This is a genomic window from Bacillus sp. GbtcB10, assembly GCF_019091365.1.
GTDB classification, from domain to species: domain Bacteria; phylum Bacillota; class Bacilli; order Bacillales; family Bacillaceae; genus Bacillus; species Bacillus altitudinis.
Window position 1 is genome coordinate 603,102 of sequence record NZ_JAGXJP010000002.1, and the last position, 17,756, is coordinate 620,857.

The following is a 17,756-nucleotide window of genomic DNA, read 5'->3' on the forward strand; positions in this document are numbered from 1 at the left end:
TTTGCTTCGTTTCTACATATCTAGCAGTTTCCGTGAGATGACCAGCCGCTGGATTTCTTGTGTACCTTCATAGATTTGAGTGATTTTCGCATCACGCATGTAGCGTTCGACTGGGTAATCCTTTGTATAGCCGTATCCGCCGAAGATTTGTACAGCTTCTGTCGTCACCTTCATGGCTGTATCACCGGCAAAGAGCTTGGACATAGCTGATTCTTTTCCATACGGAAGCCCTTTCGTTTCAAGCCATGCTGCCTGATAGGTGAGCAGTCTTGAGGCCTCAATTGCCGTTGCCATATCCGCTAACTTAAAAGCAATGCCTTGCTGCTGAATGATTGGTTTACCGAATTGTTTGCGCTCCTTTGCATAATTGACTGCTGCATCCAGAGCACCTTGAGCAATACCAACAGCTTGTGCGGCAATACCGTTTCTGCCGCCGTCAAGTGTCATCATCGCTATCTTAAAACCTTCGCCTTCTTGACCAAGCCGGTTCCTTTCGGGTATACGACAGTCTTCAAAGATGATTTCTGTCGTTGGCGATGAGCGGATGCCCAGTTTGCTTTCTTTTTTGCCGATTGAGAAGCCTTGCGTCTCTTTTTCTACAATAAAAGCGGTTGTATTGCGGGATGAAGCATCCTGGTCAGTAACAGCAAACACAATATAATAATCCGCAATGCCTCCATTGGTAATAAAAATCTTTGCACCGTTCAAGACGTATTCATTCCCTGCTTTTACTGCTGTTGTTTTCATTCCGCCGGCATCTGAGCCCGAGCCGCTCTCGGTCAGTGCGTATGCGCCGATCTTCTGACCCGCTGCAAGCGGCTTTAAATACGTCTCCTTTTGCTCATCTGTTCCGAATGTATAGATCGGCCATGAAGCGAGTGATGTGTGAGCAGACAGGGTGACACCTGTAGAGGCGCACACTCGCGAGAGCTCCTCAACCGCTATGACATAGGCCAAATAATCACTACCAATCCCTCCATTTTCTTCTGGCCAAGGGATTCCCGTTAAACCAAGCTCTGCCATTTGACGAAAAATAGCCGGATCATACGATTCTGTTTCATCTCGCTCTGCTGCTGTTGGCTCCACTTCATTTTTCGCAAAATCTCTCACCATTTTTTGTATCATTTCGTGTTCGTCACTTAATTGGAACTGCATCATGAGCCACCTCACTTCATATTAGCTGTTTACAAATAACCAGCCTTTGTATTTCACTTGTTCCTTCATAAATCTCACAAATTTTCGCATCACGAAAGTACCGCTCTGCTCGGTATTGCTTCGTGTAACCGGCTAGACCAAGCAAATGGATGACTTCTGTACTAATATCAACCGCTGTTTTAGATGCAAATAACTTCGCCATCGACGCTTCCTTCGTGACAGGGCGATTGGCCTCTTTATAAGAGGCGGCTTGATAGACAAGAAGTTTTGCCGCTTCCAGCTTGGTGCCCAGATCGCCCAACCGAATGGTCGTTTCAAGGCCAGCTGGGTGCTGCTTTAAATACGTCACCGCCTCATCTAATGCGGCTTCTGCAATACCAAGGCTTTGAGCCGCAATGCCAATTCTCCCCGCATTTAAGCTAGACATGGCAATCCGAAAACCATCTCCTTCTGCACCGAGCAGCTGTTTTTTTGGAATTCGAACACCTTCAAAATGAAGTGTGACTGTTTTTGATCCATGCAGGCCCATCTTTTTCTCATCTTTTCCGATCGTAAATCCTGGTGTCCCCTTCTCCACAATGAATGCTGATATATTTTTCTTAGCAGAAGCAGGGTCTGTCACCGCAAATACAAGATAGACTTCCGCTTCACCGCCGCTTGTGATAAAAATTTTCGTTCCATTTAACACATAGTGATCGTCTGTGCGCTCTGCTTTCAACTGAATACTAGAGGCATCTGATCCTGCCTTCGGTTCAGTTAGACAAAAGGCGCCCAGCTTCTGCCCGGACGCAAGCTTGGGAACGTAGGATTCTTTTTGTTCAGTCGTTCCAAACGCCAAAATCGGCATCGTCACAACAGATGTATGAACGGATACAATGACACCGACGGTTGCACTTACTTTGGATAATTCATGAATCGCCATGATATAGGTTGTGAAATCTGCCCCTAATCCATGATACTTATCTGGGATCGGAATGCCTAAAAAGCCTTGCCGACCCATTTCAGCTAAAAGCGTTTTCGGGAACACGCCCTGTTCCATCGCTTCTATTTCAGGGAATACATGCTGGCGTGCAAATTCTGCTATTCGTTTTCTCCAAAGACGTTGTTTTTCTGTCAGCAACACATCCATCTTGACTCCCCCTATGAGTGGTCGTGGTAAGTGTAAAAACCTCTCTTTGTCTTTTTGCCCAGCCAGCCTGCGTTCACATATTTTTTCAAAAGAGGACAAGGTCGATATTTGCTATCTCCAAGACCCTCGTGAAGGGTATTCATAATAAATAAACAAGTATCGAGCCCGATGAGGTCGGCGAGACGAAGCGGGCCCATTGGATGGTTCATTCCAAGCGTCATGATGCCGTCAATACTTTCTACATCTGCCACGCCTTCATAAAGGGTATAAATGGCTTCATTGATCATCGGCATCAAAATGCGATTTGACACAAACCCAGGGAAGTCTTCCACTTCAATTGGGGTTTTGTCTAATGTCTTTGCGGTGTCAAAAACAAATTGGTACGTGGCATCATCCGTTTGTAGCGCACGGATTACTTCCACAAGTTTCATCACGGGAACTGGATTCATAAAATGCATGCCAATCACTTTCTCAGGCCGTTTCGTCACGGCTGCTAATTCTGTGATCGACAAGGAAGACGTATTTGTCGCAAATATCGTGTCATCAGGTGCAAATTGATCGAGGGTTTCAAAGATTTGTTTTTTGATCTTCATTTGTTCAGATGCGGCTTCAATCACTAAATGCGTCTGCTGTACATCCTTTAGATCTGTTGAAACAGCCAGTCGCTGTGTAATATCACGGACTGCCTGATGTGCCAGCTTTCCTTTTTCTGCTCGTTTCGTCAGTTGTTTGGTCATAGAGGAAATGGCTCGATGAATCTGCTCCTCTTCCGTATCATGGAGCAGGACGGTATAACCTGACTGTGCAAATACTTGGGCAATACCCGAGCCCATTTGACCAGCCCCAACGACCATGACGGTCTCTTCTATACTCATGACAATGAACGCCTCCCTTTTAATCCACCTTGATCATGATCGCATCACCTTGACCCCCGCCGCTGCAAATCGCCGCAATGCCGATCCCGCCGCCTCTTTGTCTGAGTGCATGGATCAAGGTCAATATAATACGTGTTCCGCTTGCTCCAATCGGGTGACCAATCGCGACTGCCCCTCCGTTCACATTCATTTTCCGCCGATCCAGCCCAAGCATTTTTTCGCATGCCAATGCAACCGCTGAAAAAGCCTCATTGATTTCAAACAAATCGATATCCTCTACTCGCTTCCCTGTTTTCTTTAACACTTTTTCGATGGCATAGGCTGGTGTTTTCGGAAAATCCTTTGCCTCTACTGCTACTTGCGCATGCCCAAGCACAACTGCCATAGGTTTTTCACCTTGCTGCATGGCGTATGTGTCTTTCATTAATAGAAGCGCACTTGCACCATCATTGACACCAGGTGCATTGCCAGCGGTGATCGTACCTGCCTGATCGAAAACGGGCATCAGTTTTGACAAACGTTCATATGACGTATCACGCCTCGGGGCTTCATCTTCTGAAATCAGCTGATCTCCTTTTTTATTCTTGACGGTAACGGGGATGATCTCATTTTTAAAAAAGCCGCTTTTTTGCCCCTCAATGGCTCGTTCATGACTTCTTAACGCCCAAAGGTCTTGTTCTTCTCGTGTAATGCCAAGCTCTTTCGCCGCCATGCTTCCATACTCACCCATATGAACACCTGTAAACGAACAGGTTAATCCATCTAAAATCATGGCATCTTGTACAGCACCATCTCCCATTTTGTAACCCCATCGTGCTTTTTTCAGAAGATAAGGAGCATGAGACATGGATTCCATACCGCCTGCCACGATCACATTGGCATCTCCCGCTCGAATGATTTGATCGGCTGTCGTGACACTGCGCATTCCTGAAGCACAGACTTTGTTGATGGTTTGCGTCGGAACCGACCAAGGGAGATCTGCATGTCTAGCTGCCTGTCTTGAAGGAATTTGACCTTGTCCTCCTTGAAGGACACTACCCATGATGACTTCATCCACTTCATGAACATTTGAGGCTCTTTCCAGCGCAGCTTTTATCGTCATCCCGCCTAATTCTGCAGCAGTCAAACGACTTAAAGTTCCACCTATTTTCCCAAATGGTGTTCTCGCTCCAGATACAATGACCGTCGTGCTCATTTCTTTCCCCTCCTATTTGTTACCGCTTACATAAATGCTAGACAGCTCATAAAATATCGGTGTCCACTGGCCGATGAACAGTCGATCCATCGGCCTGACACCTTTATGAAGCCTGCGTTCTCGTTTCGCCAAACACTGATTTTTCAAGAAGTTCTGCAACATCAAATGTGCCGACCTGCTCTTCTACTTCCTTCGCTTTCGTCCCATCCCCAAGCATGGTTAAACAATATGGGCATCCTGAGCTGATGATGGACGGCTGTACCTGTAAGGCCTGCTCCGTCCTCGCTGTGTTAATTCGAGTACCTGTCTCTTCTTCCATCCACATTAAGCCGCCGCCGGCACCGCAGCACATCCCGGATTCACGATTCCGTTCCATTTCTTTCAGTGTCACACCCGGAATGGATTTTAAAATATCTCTTGGCGGATCATAGACCTCGTTATATCTGCCTAGGTAGCAAGAATCGTGGAAAGTAATGACTTCGTTCACTTCATGAATAGGCGTTAATTTTCCCTCTTTTACTAGCTCTGCCAGTAATTCTGTATGATGGTACACCTCTGCCTCGAGCCCGAAGTCTGGGTATTCATTTTTAAATAAATTGTAAGCATGCGGATCGATCGTGACAATTTTGGTTACGTCATTTTTTTGGAATTCTTCGATGTTCTTTGCAGCAAGTTCTTGGAACAAAAATTCATTCCCAAGTCTTCTCGGTGTATCACCTGAGTTTTTCTCTTTATTACCTAGGATGGCAAAAGAAACCCCTGCTTCATTGAGCAGTTTTGCAAAGGCAAGAGCAATCTTTTGGCTTCTATTGTCATATGCACCCATCGATCCAACCCAGAATAAATAGTCGAAGGTCTGATCTGCTTTTTTCAGTTCTTTCACTGTCGGTACGTGCACATCTTCTCTTAGATCACGCCAGTTTTCTCTTTCTTTTCGATTCAATCCCCACGGGTTCCCTTGGCGCTCGATGCTTGTCATCGCACGCTGTGCATCTGCATCCATTTTTCCTTCTGTCAGTACTAAGTATCTGCGCATATCAATGATTTTGTCGACGTGTTCGTTCATGACAGGACACTGATCTTCACAGTTTCGGCATGTCGTGCATGCCCAGATTTCTTCTTCTGTAATGACCTCACCAATGAGAGAAGGATGATACATTGCGCTCGCCGCAGATTCTTCCGCTCCAGCTCCTCTTGCCTGCATCGCCAGCTGATTTCCTGTCGTCTGCTTGAAAGCAAGCTGCGGAACCCACGGTGTCTTTGAAGTAATGGCAGCCCCTTTATTTGTTAAATGATCTCTTAATCGTAAAATCAAATCCATTGGAGACAGCATTTTCCCCGTCCCTGTCGCCGGGCACATATTCGTACAGCGCCCGCACTCCACACAAGCGTAAAGATCGATCAGCTGAGATTGACGGAAATCTTCAATTTTCCCAACGCCGAACGTTTCTTGTGTCTCATCTTCAAAATCAATTTTTTGCAGTTTGCCTGGCGGGTCCAATCTGCTGACAAATACGTTGACCGGGCCAGCGATGAGATGGGCGTGCTTAGACTGCGGGACGTACACTAAGAACGTCAGTAAAATAAGAAGATGCACCCACCATGCGACATAGAACACAATTGTTGCTGCAAGTGGTGACAGCCAGCCCAGCAAGAAAGCAATGCCGGAAGCAATTGGCTCAGTTGCTGATAGTGAGTGCCCATGCCAAATGATGTTCATTCCGTTTCCCAGTAATACGGTCAGCATCAATCCGCCAATAAACAAAAGGACAAGCCCTGATTTAAAGCCCCTTTTTAAACGGACTAACTTCTCGACATATCTTCTATGGAACGCCCAAACCACCGCCACTAAAATGAGAAGTGTGACTACCTCTTGGAAGAACGTAAAGACACCGTAAAGCGGACCTAATGGTAGCCCGCTGTCTGGAACAAGTCCCTTCATAATAAAATCAAGGGCTCCGAACTGCACTAAAATAAATCCATAGAAAAACAGCACATGAATGATGCCGCTCTTCTTGTCCTTGAGCAGTTTCTTTTGCCCAAACACATTCACCCAAACACGTTCTAAGCGTTTTTTCATGTCTTTTTGAAATTCTTCTTTTTTGCCAAGACGAATATACGCCGCTCGTGTTCGAATGAGATAAATAAACAAATACACAGCGTAAGCGGTCACTGCCGCAAATGCAATCAAGTTAACAATTAAAAGGCTATTCATCTTGCTCCCCCTTTCATTCCCCAAGACCCACTTTGTTCCGTTTCCATGTTGTACCTCTATCATAAATAATGAATGAGTATTCAGTCAATATTTTTTGCCCATTTGGGTACACTATCGTCATATATAAAAAAGGAGGAACCTTCATGATCGCATGGATCATTCTACTCGTCGTCTTCGTCATTGTTCTACTCGTCAGGCTAGATCTTTATATAGGGAGAAAATATTTTTCTACCCATGCTTTTGAACGGTCTTTTGACCAAACAAGCGGCGATGCAGCCTTTTATCATGATGGCGAACCACTGTTTGATCAGCTTCTTACGGATATACAGCAAGCCTCTTCTTCTATTCATATGATGTTCTTTATTGTAAAGAACGACAAGATTGGGCAAAGGATTCTGCAAGCACTTAAAGCGAAAGCAGAGCAAGGTGTTTCGGTTTTTTTGCTCACTGATCGATTAGGCTCCTATCCATTTGATCAAACATCCATTCAGATGCTAGAAAAAAGCGGCATTCAATTTTACTTTTTAAATAAACCACGTTTTCCTTTTTTCATTTATCGCTTGAACATGAGAAATCACCGGAAGATCACGGTGATCGATGGGAAGATCGGCTACATTGGCGGGTTTAATATCGGCGATGAATATGTAGGGAAAAACGGCAGGTTTGGCATTTGGAAAGACTATCACCTGCGCATGACAGGACAGGTTGTGGCAGACCTCCAGCATGTGTTTCTGAATGATTTGTACCGCTCATCTGGTATTCAACAGCTGCAATACGAGGTTTTTCCTACACTGGAATCGGGAACATTACAGTGCACAACACGTGCGACGGCAGGTTTTTCTTTAGAGGCCTTATTTCTTCACGATATTCAACAGGCGAAAAAGCAAATCACCATCTGCACGCCCTATTTTATTCCATCTGCTCCTCTTCTAAGCGCCCTTCTTGACGCACGGAAGCGAGGCGTGACTGTCGACATCATCATCCCAATGAAGGCAGATCACCCGCTTGTGAAAGAAGCTGGATTTCATTATTTGAAAGATCTGATCGCTGCCGGATGTCTTGTGTATCGTTTTTATAAAGGGTTTTATCATGCGAAAGCCATTCTCATCGATCATAGCCGTTGTATGATCAGTACGGCGAACTTTGATAAACGAAGTTTGTTTTTCAACGAAGAAGTGGATGTGGCCATTGATGATCCCGCCTTCACCGCACATGTAGAGGAAAAGATTCGTGAACACATGGAAGTGTCAGAACTGATGACTGAAGAAAAATACAAACAACGCCCACTTCTCACGCGTCCAATTGAGTGGATAGGCGCCCTGTTCTCGTATTTTTTATAAAGGAGTTGACCTATGCGTTATCGATTTGGTTATGTATCCAACGCCGTCACTTTATGGGAAGCTTCACCTGCCAAGTCGCTGACCTTTGCAAGATACAGTAAGCTCTCAAAGGAAGAGAGGACAGAGGCTCTATTGCGAACGACGAAAGCCAACCTCGTCAATACATTAAGAACGCTTTATTTTGCGATTGCCCATGATATTCCGCTTTACCGTTTTTCAAGCTCGATTGTCCCGCTCGCCACCCACCCTGAGGTGCGGTGGGACTTTGTGACACCCTTTCACAAAGAATTTCTAGAGATTGGTCAACTCGTAAAGCGGCACGGATTACGAGTGAGCTTTCACCCCAATCAATTTACTTTGTTCACAAGTCCAAAGCCATCTATTACAGAAAACGCCGTCATTGATATGACCTATCATTATGAAATGCTTGAGGCCATGAAGCTTGAAAAGGAAGGCTATATGAACATTCATGTCGGAGGTGCATATGGCGACAAGGCATCTGCTTTACAGCGTTTTGATGAAAATATAAAGCAGCTTCCTGCACATATCAAGGCGAGAATGACGCTTGAAAATGATGACAAAACCTATACGTCATTAGAAACGCTTGATGTTTGTGAAAAGCATGGCATCCCGTTTGTATTTGATTACCACCATCACATGGCAAACAAAGATGATAATGCGGCGCTTGATGACATTTTGCCAAGAGTGTTTGACACGTGGGCAAACACTGGCATACCGCCTAAAATCCACTTATCCTCACCAAAATCAGAAAAGGCGATACGAAGCCATGCGGATGGTGTGGAGATGTCCTTTGTATTGCCACTTTTTCAAGCTTTAAAGCCGTATGGTCGTGATGTGGATTTTATGATTGAGGCAAAGAAAAAGGATCAGGCCTTACTCCGTCTTGTTGAGGAGCTGTCAGCGATCAGAGGCAATCGGCGGACGGGCGGAGGCACCATTGAGTGGAAATCGTAGAGAAAGGTTTACCTCTATCGCAACGGGGGTAACAAAGCTATTGTGAGAAAGTATTTAACAGGAGGATATGAAGATGTCACAAATCTATTCAATCCGAATTGCTGCGAAAGCATTGAATTTACATAAGCTTATTTCTCTATACGAAAAGTGCCAGCACGCTCAGCATCGTTTATATGTATATTCTAAAAAAACAATGTGCAACATTAAGAACATCGTAGAGCTAGAGACCTTTAGGCTCACTCATTTAGAATCAGACTATTTAATCGTGGTAGAAGGAAAAGAGGCACAAGACCTCCTTCAGCCATTTGAAAAAGAGAATGCTTCGTAATCGTAAAGAAAGGCAGCCTTAGGCTGACAAAGGGATAAAATGAACTTTATTTTATCCCTTTGTCTTCTTCTTTTCAGCGTAGTTGAAAACCTTTGCAGTCTAGGAAGGACGAGTACCGGCGCGGAGCGAATGTCACATTCGTGAGCACCGGCACGCAGGACTGACACCGAATGCGAGGGTTTGTCTACACGCTGGGGCAGCCTTAGGGCTGCTCTTTTTCTTATATCCATGCTTCTGTCAGCCAAACCTCGCGTGACGTTGCATTCATTTTTACTTGTGTACCGATTGGCATCGTGAGCATCGGATGCGTATGGGCACTGTCAAATTCTGCGATGAGCGGCCTCTTTGTATCTCCCAGTACTTCAAGTAAGAGATCGTGCGGCCTTTTGCCCGTTCCTTCATCATCAAACAGCTCATGTTTCCCTAAGAGGATACCAGATACCCGTTCAAACACACCATTTATCTTTAACAGAGAGAAGTTCTTTTCGACGATGGAGGCTGTTTTCATACAATCTTCAATGAGAAGGATATCGCCTTTTTGGATTTGAGGCATGAATTCACTTCCCCATATGCCATACATGGCATTTAGGTTCCCGCCGATCAGTCTGCCTTCTGCCTGCCCTTCAATGACGCACATCCACTCGTTTGGACGTTTTTCTTTTTCTCGTATTTTCTCTTCCCAGTTGATCCGTTCTTCCGTCCAGAAGGGCGGTTTTTTCACCTGATACGGGATGGGCTGCGGATGAATGAGAATGTCCTCGAAAGATTGATATGTATGATCGACAAATGGTTCAAACTCTCCAAAAGACGGCACAAGTGCAGGCCCGTAAAAAACAGGCAGACCCGTTTTTTCATAAGCAGCTAAAAGAATCGCCGTCGCATCTGAATAACCAATCATGATTTTTGGATGCTTTATCAGCAGCTCAAAATCAAGATAAGGCAGCAAACTATTCGAGTTCGTCCCCCCAATCATCGACATGATACAGGACAAATCTTCTCTCGCCATCAGCTCATTCAGCTCAGCTGCTCGTTCTTGAATCGTTCCCGAACGATAGTGATCCTCTTTCCCTGTTAATGATCCTGGTACCACAATGAATTCTTTTTTTTCAAGCCATTCCTTCGCCCGCTCATACCTAAGAGGCGAGGTGGAAGATGCTGGACTTGAGGGAGAATAAATACCTATTTTATCGCCCTTCTGTAAACGCCGAAGCCCCTTCATTCCATCAGATCCTTCCTACACGAGTTTTTACTATCCTAGCAAAAAAAGCCCTTTTTCAAAAGGGCCTCGATTTAAAAATAAAGTACACTTCAATTTAACAGCTTAAACAGGCCAAATATGATGACAGTAAAACTGATGACCAGCGTCGCAAATATCTCAATACGAAAAAGAGCCCAGCTTAATAACTGGACTCATTCAATCACTTCTCTTCAATGACCAAACTGCGCTTCGTGCAGTCTGCTGTATACACCGCCCATTTGAATTAAATCTTGGTGACGGCCTTGTTCTTCAATGCCTTCCTCTGTCACGACGATGATTCGATCTGCATGTTTAATTGTCGCAAGGCGGTGAGCAATGACGAGTGTCGTCCGGCCGACTGCCAGTTCGTTTAGTGCGTCTTGGATTGCTTTTTCTGTTTCTGTATCAAGTGCTGACGTCGCTTCATCCAAAATAAGAATAGATGGGTTTTTCAAAAACATCCGTGCAATTGACAGACGTTGCTTTTGACCGCCGGATAGCTTAACACCGCGTTCACCAATGACCGTATTCAACCCTTCTGGGAAACGCTGAACGAGCTCCTCTAAATGGGCACGTCGCACCGCCTCCCAAATGTCTGCATCACTCGCTTCTAGGTTACCGTACGCAATGTTTTCACGAATGGTGCCTGAGAATAAAAAGACATCCTGCTGCACAATGCCAATCTGCTGTCTTAAAGAGGACAAGGTCATCGATTTTGTGCTCACACCATCTATGGTGATGTCTCCTTCGTCCACATCATAAAAACGAGGCAGCAGACTACAAATGGTCGATTTCCCCGCTCCTGATGGCCCGACAAACGCAACAGTTTCCCCTTGTTTGATCTTCAAGTTGATATCCTTCAATACATGACTGTGCTCATCGTAGCCAAATGTCACGTTTCGATACTCAATTTCACCTTTCAAGCCGTAAATATCACGTGCTCCTTCTGTATCCTTCACATCTGGCTCTGTTTCAAGCAAATCGACATAGCTTTTAAAACCGGCAATGCCTTTTGGATACATTTCAATCACCGTGTTGATCTTATCAATTGGTCTGAATAACACATTTGTGATCAAGACAAAGGCGATAAATCCGCCTGCCGTTAATTGACCTTGAAGGACAAACCATGTACCTGCCAGAAGGACAAACAACGTCACAAGCCTTGTGAGAATATAGCTGATTGATCCGTTAACCGACATAATTTTATAGGAAAGAAGTTTCGCTTTTCGAAAGCGGTTGTTGTTTTCAGCAAAGCGCTTTTTCTCAAAATGTTCATTTGCAAAGGCTTGAACAAGACGAATACCGCCAATATTGTTCTCAACCCTTGCATGAAAATCTCCAATGTCATTGTTGAGTTGTGTAATTGCCTGTGTCATTTTTTTATTAAAATGAAGGGCTAACCAGATGATGACTGGCATAATCAAGAAGGTTAAAATGGCAAGCTGCCAGTTAATCATGAGCATGACGGCAAAGGCGCCAAGAATGGTCATAATCGCAATAAACAAATCCTCAGGTCCGTGATGCGCCACCTCACCAATATACATGAGGTCATTTGTCATCCGTGACATGAGTTTGCCTGTTTTGTTATTATCGAAAAATTTGAAGGACAGACGCTGAAAATGATCAAATAGCTTTTTTCTCATATCTGTCTCAATATTAATGCCAAGCATGTGCCCCCAATATGACACAATAAATTGCATCACTGAGCTGAGTGCGTAAATGACAAACAGCGCAAGTGCGGTCCAGGCAATGACCGTCCAGTTCCCTGTCGGCAGTAATGTATCAATGAAGTAATTCACGATCAGCGGGAAGCCGAGTTCCATGAGCCCAACGGCCACAGCACAAAAGAAATCTAAAAAGAACAGACCACGATAGGGCCTGTAATAGGCAAAAAAGCGTTTTAGCATATGTAAAAGAACCTCACTTCCTCTATAATTGATAATCATTTTCAATTATAGAGGAATCATTATCGAAATACTAGATCAGGAAATGATTTCTTCCCCTGGATTCCCTCACAATACACCTGAAAACAATCGCGCAAACGATTCCTTTAAACGTTCCTTTAAGCCCCTTTTATAAAAATGAACCGGCCCCATTTGCTCGCATTCTTTCATATCTTCCTCATAATGAGCCATCAATTGCTCGATCGGCTTCTTTGCCGCTGTAAAGACATTGACCTCAAAATTGAGCTGGAAGCTTCTCATATCGACATTTGCCGTTCCGACAGAGGCAAGCTCTCCATCTGCAATCATGACCTTTTGATGCATGAATCCTTTTTGATAGTGATACACCTTGATGCCTTCTTTCAAAAGCTCAGAAAAATAAGATCGTGTGGCGTATTGCGTGAGAAAGCCATCGTTTATCTCAGGCACCATCACACGCACATCCACCCCTCTTGTGGCCGCAATTTTTAACGCTGTGCGAATGGATTCATTTGGGACAAAATAAGGCGTCGCAATCCAGACAAATTGCTGTGCATTCGAAATGAGTGCGTCATATAAATCACTCATACTTTCCTTCATATCAGGTCCAGTCGGCACGACCTGTATGACATCTTCTCCTGTCACAGGATGCGGGGTGTGATACTTGGGATCATCAATTAACACTTCATCTGATACATACTCCCAGTCCAGCATAAATATGGAGTGAAGTGTCTGAACGGCTTCACCCTTTAACATCGTATGCGTATCACGCCAAAAGCCGATGTTTTCATCGCGTCCTACATATTCCTTCCCCACATTGAGCCCACCAACAAATCCTGTTTCTCCATCAATAATCACGATTTTTCGGTGATTTCGGAAATTGAATTTTTGATTAAAGAATCCGTATTTTAATGGCAGAAAAGGAGCGACCTTTATCCCCGCCTGCTTCAATCGTTTAATATCTTTTCGTGAGAAGCGAATGCTGCCAGCCGCATCATAGATGAATCGAACCTCTACTCCTTCTTTCACTTTTTCAATCAAGATCTCCATCATCCGGTGACCGAGAAAATCAGATTTGAACATGTAATATTCTATATGGATGAACGTTTTTGCCTTTTTTAATTCTTCAAAAATACGTGGAAAGGTTTCCTCTCCATTCTTTAAAATCTCCATATCACTATTTGTATTTACATGCATCCCTGTTGCTTTTTCTGTGTAATGAAAAAAAGCACGCTGATTATCGGTTAAACGCGTCTCATCCGGTTTACTCTCAAGCTCTGATATTCTGCGTAATTTTTCTCGGTTATACATTCTCTTTGATTTAAACAAATGTCCTTTGACATAAAGCTGCCCCGAGAACAAATAAAACATATAGCCGATGATCGGGAAAAAGATCAGTACATACATCCATAACAGCGTGTGCTGTGATGTCCGGTTCTCTAGCATAAGCGAGATAATACTAAATAAAATGATGGCGATATAACTAGCTGCGTAAAGCTGAAAACCCCACGCTGGAACCGGCCACCAAAACACCACATATGCCCCAAATATCATGAAATATAAAAATAGAAATTCCAGTCTCCTCTTTTTCACATTCTCCGCCCTCATTCTGTCTTTTTCTTTTCCATACCCTTTGCACAGCTTGTCTGAAACGCACGGTTTGCTGCTTTCTTTTAGCTTTTACAGACTGGAGCGTTTTGATCCGATATAATGGAAAATATGTGAAGGAAAGGACGAATGACTTATGTGTACACCATCTGCTTTAAAAAAGGGAAGCCACATTCGGGTAATTGCTCCAAGCCGAAGTGCCAGCATTTTATCAGAAGAAGGAATGGCTCAGGCGAAAACACGTTTAGAGGCATTAGGGTTCACTGTTTCTTTTGGACAACACGTGTTTGAATGTGATCTGCATTCCTCTTCTTCTATTGAATACCGTTTATCTGATCTACATGAGGCATTCTCAAATGATGAAGTCGACGGCATTTTGACAGCAATCGGTGGCTTTAACTGCAATGAGCTTTTGCCTTATATAGATTATGATTTGATCCGTCAGCACCCAAAAGTTCTTTGCGGCTACAGTGATATTACCGCACTTGCAAACGCCATTACCGCCAAATGTGACATGGTGACGTACTCAGGTCCTCATTTCTCCAGTTTCCAAATGGAACAAGGACAAGAGGAGCAGACAGCCATGTTTCAAGCGTGCGTGATGAGTAGCGAGCCATTTGATGTCACCCCTTCTACAAAGTGGAGTGATGATGCGTGGTATCTTGATCAAGCAAATAGGCAGTTTCATCCGACAACATGGGGGATTTATCAGGAAGGAACAGCTGAAGGCACCTTGTATGGCGGAAATCTTTGTACACTGAACTTATTGCAAGGGACACCCTTTATGCCTCACCTCAAGGATGCCATCTTATTTGTGGAGGATGATGACTTGGTCTTTCCTGAAATGTTCGCCAGAGACCTTGCCTCGCTCTTGCAACATGCCGAATCTATTAAAGGGTTAATCATCGGACGTTTTCAAAAGAAATCCAAGATGACAGAGGAACATTTGAGGTTCATTCTAGATAAACATCCAATGCTCAAACACATCCCGGTGATCTATGATGTAGACATAGGACATACACAGCCGGTCTTCACCTTGCCGATTGGCGGGAGTGCCGAGCTATCCTGCTACGACGGACAAATCCAATGGCGTGTTCATCCATAAATAAAACCTAAAAAGCACCCTCATTTGTTGGTGCTTTTTCTATGCCATCATTTCTTTTTAAAATTTTTTTAGAAAAAGTGATCCAACCCTTCATCCCCTTCGTTAAGTAGATGTAAAAAGAAAAGAGAGGAGGCAAAAACATGTTCTCTGATGTACTTAGCCAATTATTTGATTCTATCTCTAACATTATCAATACACTTGGATAATCCCATTAACGCACACATACTACATGCTTGCCGAAGGGAGGATACAAACTATGTTCTCTGATGTACTTAGCCAATTATTCGATTCTATTTCTAACATCATTAACACACTTGGGTAATTCCTATGACACGCACATACTACATGCTTTCTGAAAGGAGGATACGCTCATGTTCTCTGATGTACTTAGTCAATTATTCGATTCTATTTCTAACATTATTAATACGCTTGGTTAATGTTCAAAACCCGCTATCTCTCGAGAATAGCGGGTTTTTATATAAAGAAGCCCCGCTCATAAAATAGAGCGGGGCTTTGTGCATTACATTTTTTCCGGTGCAGATACGCCAATGAGTTTTAATGCGTTGGCTAGTGTAATTTGTGTCGCCTTCATTAGTGATAGACGTGCTGTTGTTTTTGTTTCATTTTCAACATCAATGACCTTCTCGGCGTTGTAGAAGCTGTGAAGGGCTGATGCTAGATCATAGATATAGTTTGTGACGCGGTGCGGAATACGTTTTTCTGCTGCTTCTGCTACAACCTCTGGGAAGCTGCCGATGATTTTCAGAAGATCGTATTCTTTATCGGATTGAATGTGAGAGAAATCTGCTTTTTCAAGGTTTGGCTCGTAGCCTTTTTCTTCCCCTTGACGGAGCATGCTGCAAATTCTCGCATGTGCATATTGCGCGTAGTACACAGGGTTTTCGTTAGACGTAGAAATCGCTAAGTCTAAGTCAAAGTCCATATGTGTCGCCGCACTTCTCATCGCAAAGAAATAACGAGTGGCGTCTAAGCCCACTTCTTCAATCAAGTCACGCATTGTGACGGCTTTACCTGTACGTTTACTCATCTTCATCTTTTCACCGTTTTTGTAAAGGTGAACGAGCTGAATGATTTCGACTTCCAGTTTGTCCTCTGGATATCCGAGTGCTTGGATCGCCGCTTTCATTCGAGGAATGTACCCGTGATGATCCGCTCCCCAAATGTTGATGAGCTGGTCAAAACCTCTGTCCAATTTGTCCTTGTGATATGCGATATCTGGAAGCAAGTACGTGAAGCTGCCGTCTTTTTTAATCAGGACACGGTCCTTGTCATCACCAAAATCAGTTGAACGTAACCATGTTGCGCCATCTTCTTCAAAGACATAGCCTTTAGCGCGAAGTGTTTCTAGCGCTGGTTCGATTTTTCCGTTTTCATATAAAGACGTTTCAGAATACCACACATCAAATGGGACACGGAAATTCTCTAGGTCGACACGTAGTTTTTCTAGTTCATATTTTAAACCGTACTCACGGAAGAATTTCATACGCTCTTCTTCTGGTTCATGCACGAAACGGTCACCAAATTCATCCGCAAGTTTCTGTCCGATGCCTTTGATGTCTTCTCCTCTGTACCCGTCCTCTGGCATTTCTTTTTCAAGACCGAGCGCCTCAAAGTAACGTACTTCTACAGATAGAGCAAGGTTATTGATCTGATTGCCTGCATCGTTGATATAGTATTCACGGCTCACGTCGAAGCCTGCTTTATCAAGGATGTTGCAAAGAGAATCTCCTACAGCTGCGCCGCGGGCATGTCCAAGGTGAAGGTCACCTGTTGGGTTGGCTGAGACGAATTCGACTTGCACTTTTTGACCGCCGCCTGTATTCGTTTCGCCATAAGCCTCTTTTGCCTCAAGAACTGCCGGAATCAGTTTCGTTAAATACTGATTGTTCATATAAAAATTGATGAATCCTGGACCTGCAATATCCAGTTTTTCAATTGACGCTTTGCCTTTGTCAAATGCATTCACAATGTCCTCGGCGATTTGACGAGGTGCTTTTTTCGCAATGCGTGCAAGCTGCATCGCCATATTGGTGGAATAATCACCGTGAGTTTTGTCTTTTGGCACTTCCAAAAGAACATCCGGCACCTGGCTTTCATCAGCAAGTCCTGCTTTGACGACTGCCGCAATGATTTCTTCTTTTAACGCATCTTTGACCTGTTCTGCGATATTCATGAACGTAAATCCTCCTTATATGAAATCGATAATGTATGTAAATGCTTTTGATCTTCACCTGTCAGCATATCGTACGTAATGTGCAGAAGCCCATTGTCTACATCAAGATCAATGCCATGTGTGTGCACATCGAGCTGAAGTGTGCCAAATGGCATCGTGTAATGTGTCACGGTCGTTTCTCCAATGAGAAAGCGCTGCTTCATTTGAATTGCACCTGATCTCATGACAAAAATTTCTTTTTCACTTATTTTGACAACAGTTTTTACTTGACCCATTTCATGTTCTTCATGGTAAGTGAGATACGTTTTGTCATTCTTCTCTTGATACGTTCCAGTTGTTCGGAATTCGATCGTTTCAGCCGGTTCCGTCTCTGGTTTCATCACTGACTTTACATGAATTGAAATTTGGTTTTGTGTCATTTTGCACTTCCTTTGCTAAGACCCGTTTAACTAAAATAGTATACCATAATCCCGATTGC

At 43.9% G+C, this 17,756-nt stretch carries 14 protein-coding genes; 4 read left to right on the forward strand and 10 right to left on the reverse strand.

All coding sequences use genetic code 11. The features are described from left to right. Positions 1 to 12: 12 nt before the first annotated feature. The 5 genes from KVT11_RS08440 to KVT11_RS08460 all read right to left on the reverse strand — a co-directional run bounded on the left by KVT11_RS08440 (position 13) and on the right by KVT11_RS08460 (position 6,569). A complete protein-coding gene (locus tag KVT11_RS08440; RefSeq protein WP_017368220.1) occupies positions 13 to 1,155 on the reverse strand; it encodes an acyl-CoA dehydrogenase in 1,143 nt (380 codons plus the stop codon). A gap of 16 nt (positions 1,156 to 1,171) precedes the next feature. Beyond that, on the reverse strand, positions 1,172 to 2,284 hold the full coding sequence (locus KVT11_RS08445) for an acyl-CoA dehydrogenase family protein (RefSeq protein ID WP_217608994.1): 1,113 nt from the start codon (positions 2,282 to 2,284) through the stop codon (positions 1,172 to 1,174). Positions 2,285 to 2,295: 11 nt separating this feature from the next. Further along, complete coding sequence (locus KVT11_RS08450; RefSeq protein ID WP_007497692.1) at positions 2,296 to 3,159, reverse strand: 3-hydroxybutyryl-CoA dehydrogenase; 864 nt, start codon at positions 3,157 to 3,159, stop codon at positions 2,296 to 2,298. A gap of 19 nt (positions 3,160 to 3,178) precedes the next feature. Continuing rightward, the gene (locus tag KVT11_RS08455; protein WP_060781516.1) at positions 3,179 to 4,354 is read right to left on the reverse strand and encodes an acetyl-CoA C-acetyltransferase; all 1,176 of its coding nucleotides are present in this window, start codon (positions 4,352 to 4,354) and stop codon (positions 3,179 to 3,181) included. 103 nt (positions 4,355 to 4,457) lie between these two features. Continuing rightward, entirely contained in the window at positions 4,458 to 6,569 is a 2,112-nt protein-coding gene (locus KVT11_RS08460; protein ID WP_146270901.1) for a (Fe-S)-binding protein, read from the reverse strand. 143 nt (positions 6,570 to 6,712) lie between these two features. Here KVT11_RS08460 and cls (KVT11_RS08465) point away from each other — a divergent pair, with 143 nt between their 5' ends. The 3 genes from cls (KVT11_RS08465) to KVT11_RS08475 all read left to right on the forward strand — a co-directional run bounded on the left by cls (KVT11_RS08465) (position 6,713) and on the right by KVT11_RS08475 (position 9,212). Beyond that, entirely contained in the window at positions 6,713 to 7,909 is a 1,197-nt protein-coding gene (cls, locus tag KVT11_RS08465) for a cardiolipin synthase (protein WP_210552240.1), read from the forward strand. A gap of 12 nt (positions 7,910 to 7,921) precedes the next feature. After that, positions 7,922 to 8,884: a UV DNA damage repair endonuclease UvsE gene (gene uvsE / locus KVT11_RS08470; RefSeq protein ID WP_210552241.1), complete on the forward strand. Its 963-nt coding sequence runs from the start codon at positions 7,922 to 7,924 to the stop codon at positions 8,882 to 8,884. 73 nt (positions 8,885 to 8,957) lie between these two features. Beyond that, a complete protein-coding gene (locus KVT11_RS08475; protein ID WP_008343494.1) occupies positions 8,958 to 9,212 on the forward strand; it encodes a hypothetical protein in 255 nt (84 codons plus the stop codon). 220 nt (positions 9,213 to 9,432) lie between these two features. On the opposite strand, the gene KVT11_RS08480 is transcribed toward KVT11_RS08475, so the two are convergent. The 3 genes from KVT11_RS08480 to cls (KVT11_RS08490) form a co-directional block, all read right to left on the reverse strand. Next, a complete protein-coding gene (locus KVT11_RS08480) occupies positions 9,433 to 10,431 on the reverse strand; it encodes a S66 family peptidase (protein ID WP_046344683.1) in 999 nt (332 codons plus the stop codon). A 209-nt stretch (positions 10,432 to 10,640) separates the two neighbouring features. Further along, entirely contained in the window at positions 10,641 to 12,356 is a 1,716-nt protein-coding gene (locus tag KVT11_RS08485; RefSeq protein ID WP_048001119.1) for an ABC transporter ATP-binding protein, read from the reverse strand. A gap of 105 nt (positions 12,357 to 12,461) precedes the next feature. Then, positions 12,462 to 13,964, reverse strand: coding sequence for a cardiolipin synthase (gene cls, locus KVT11_RS08490; protein WP_025208143.1), 1,503 nt, complete (start codon positions 13,962 to 13,964; stop codon positions 12,462 to 12,464). Between the two features lie 151 nt (positions 13,965 to 14,115). Between cls (KVT11_RS08490) and KVT11_RS08495 the strand changes: the two genes are divergently transcribed. Next, positions 14,116 to 15,084, forward strand: coding sequence for a S66 family peptidase (locus tag KVT11_RS08495; RefSeq protein WP_210552242.1), 969 nt, complete (start codon positions 14,116 to 14,118; stop codon positions 15,082 to 15,084). Between the two features lie 520 nt (positions 15,085 to 15,604). On the opposite strand, the gene argS is transcribed toward KVT11_RS08495, so the two are convergent. Then, the gene (argS, locus tag KVT11_RS08500) at positions 15,605 to 17,278 is read right to left on the reverse strand and encodes an arginine--tRNA ligase (RefSeq protein WP_007497706.1); all 1,674 of its coding nucleotides are present in this window, start codon (positions 17,276 to 17,278) and stop codon (positions 15,605 to 15,607) included. Continuing rightward, a complete protein-coding gene (locus KVT11_RS08505; RefSeq protein WP_007497707.1) occupies positions 17,275 to 17,697 on the reverse strand; it encodes a YwiB family protein in 423 nt (140 codons plus the stop codon). The genes argS and KVT11_RS08505 overlap by 4 nt, the downstream gene beginning before the upstream one ends. Between the last annotated feature and the right edge of the window lie 59 nt (positions 17,698 to 17,756).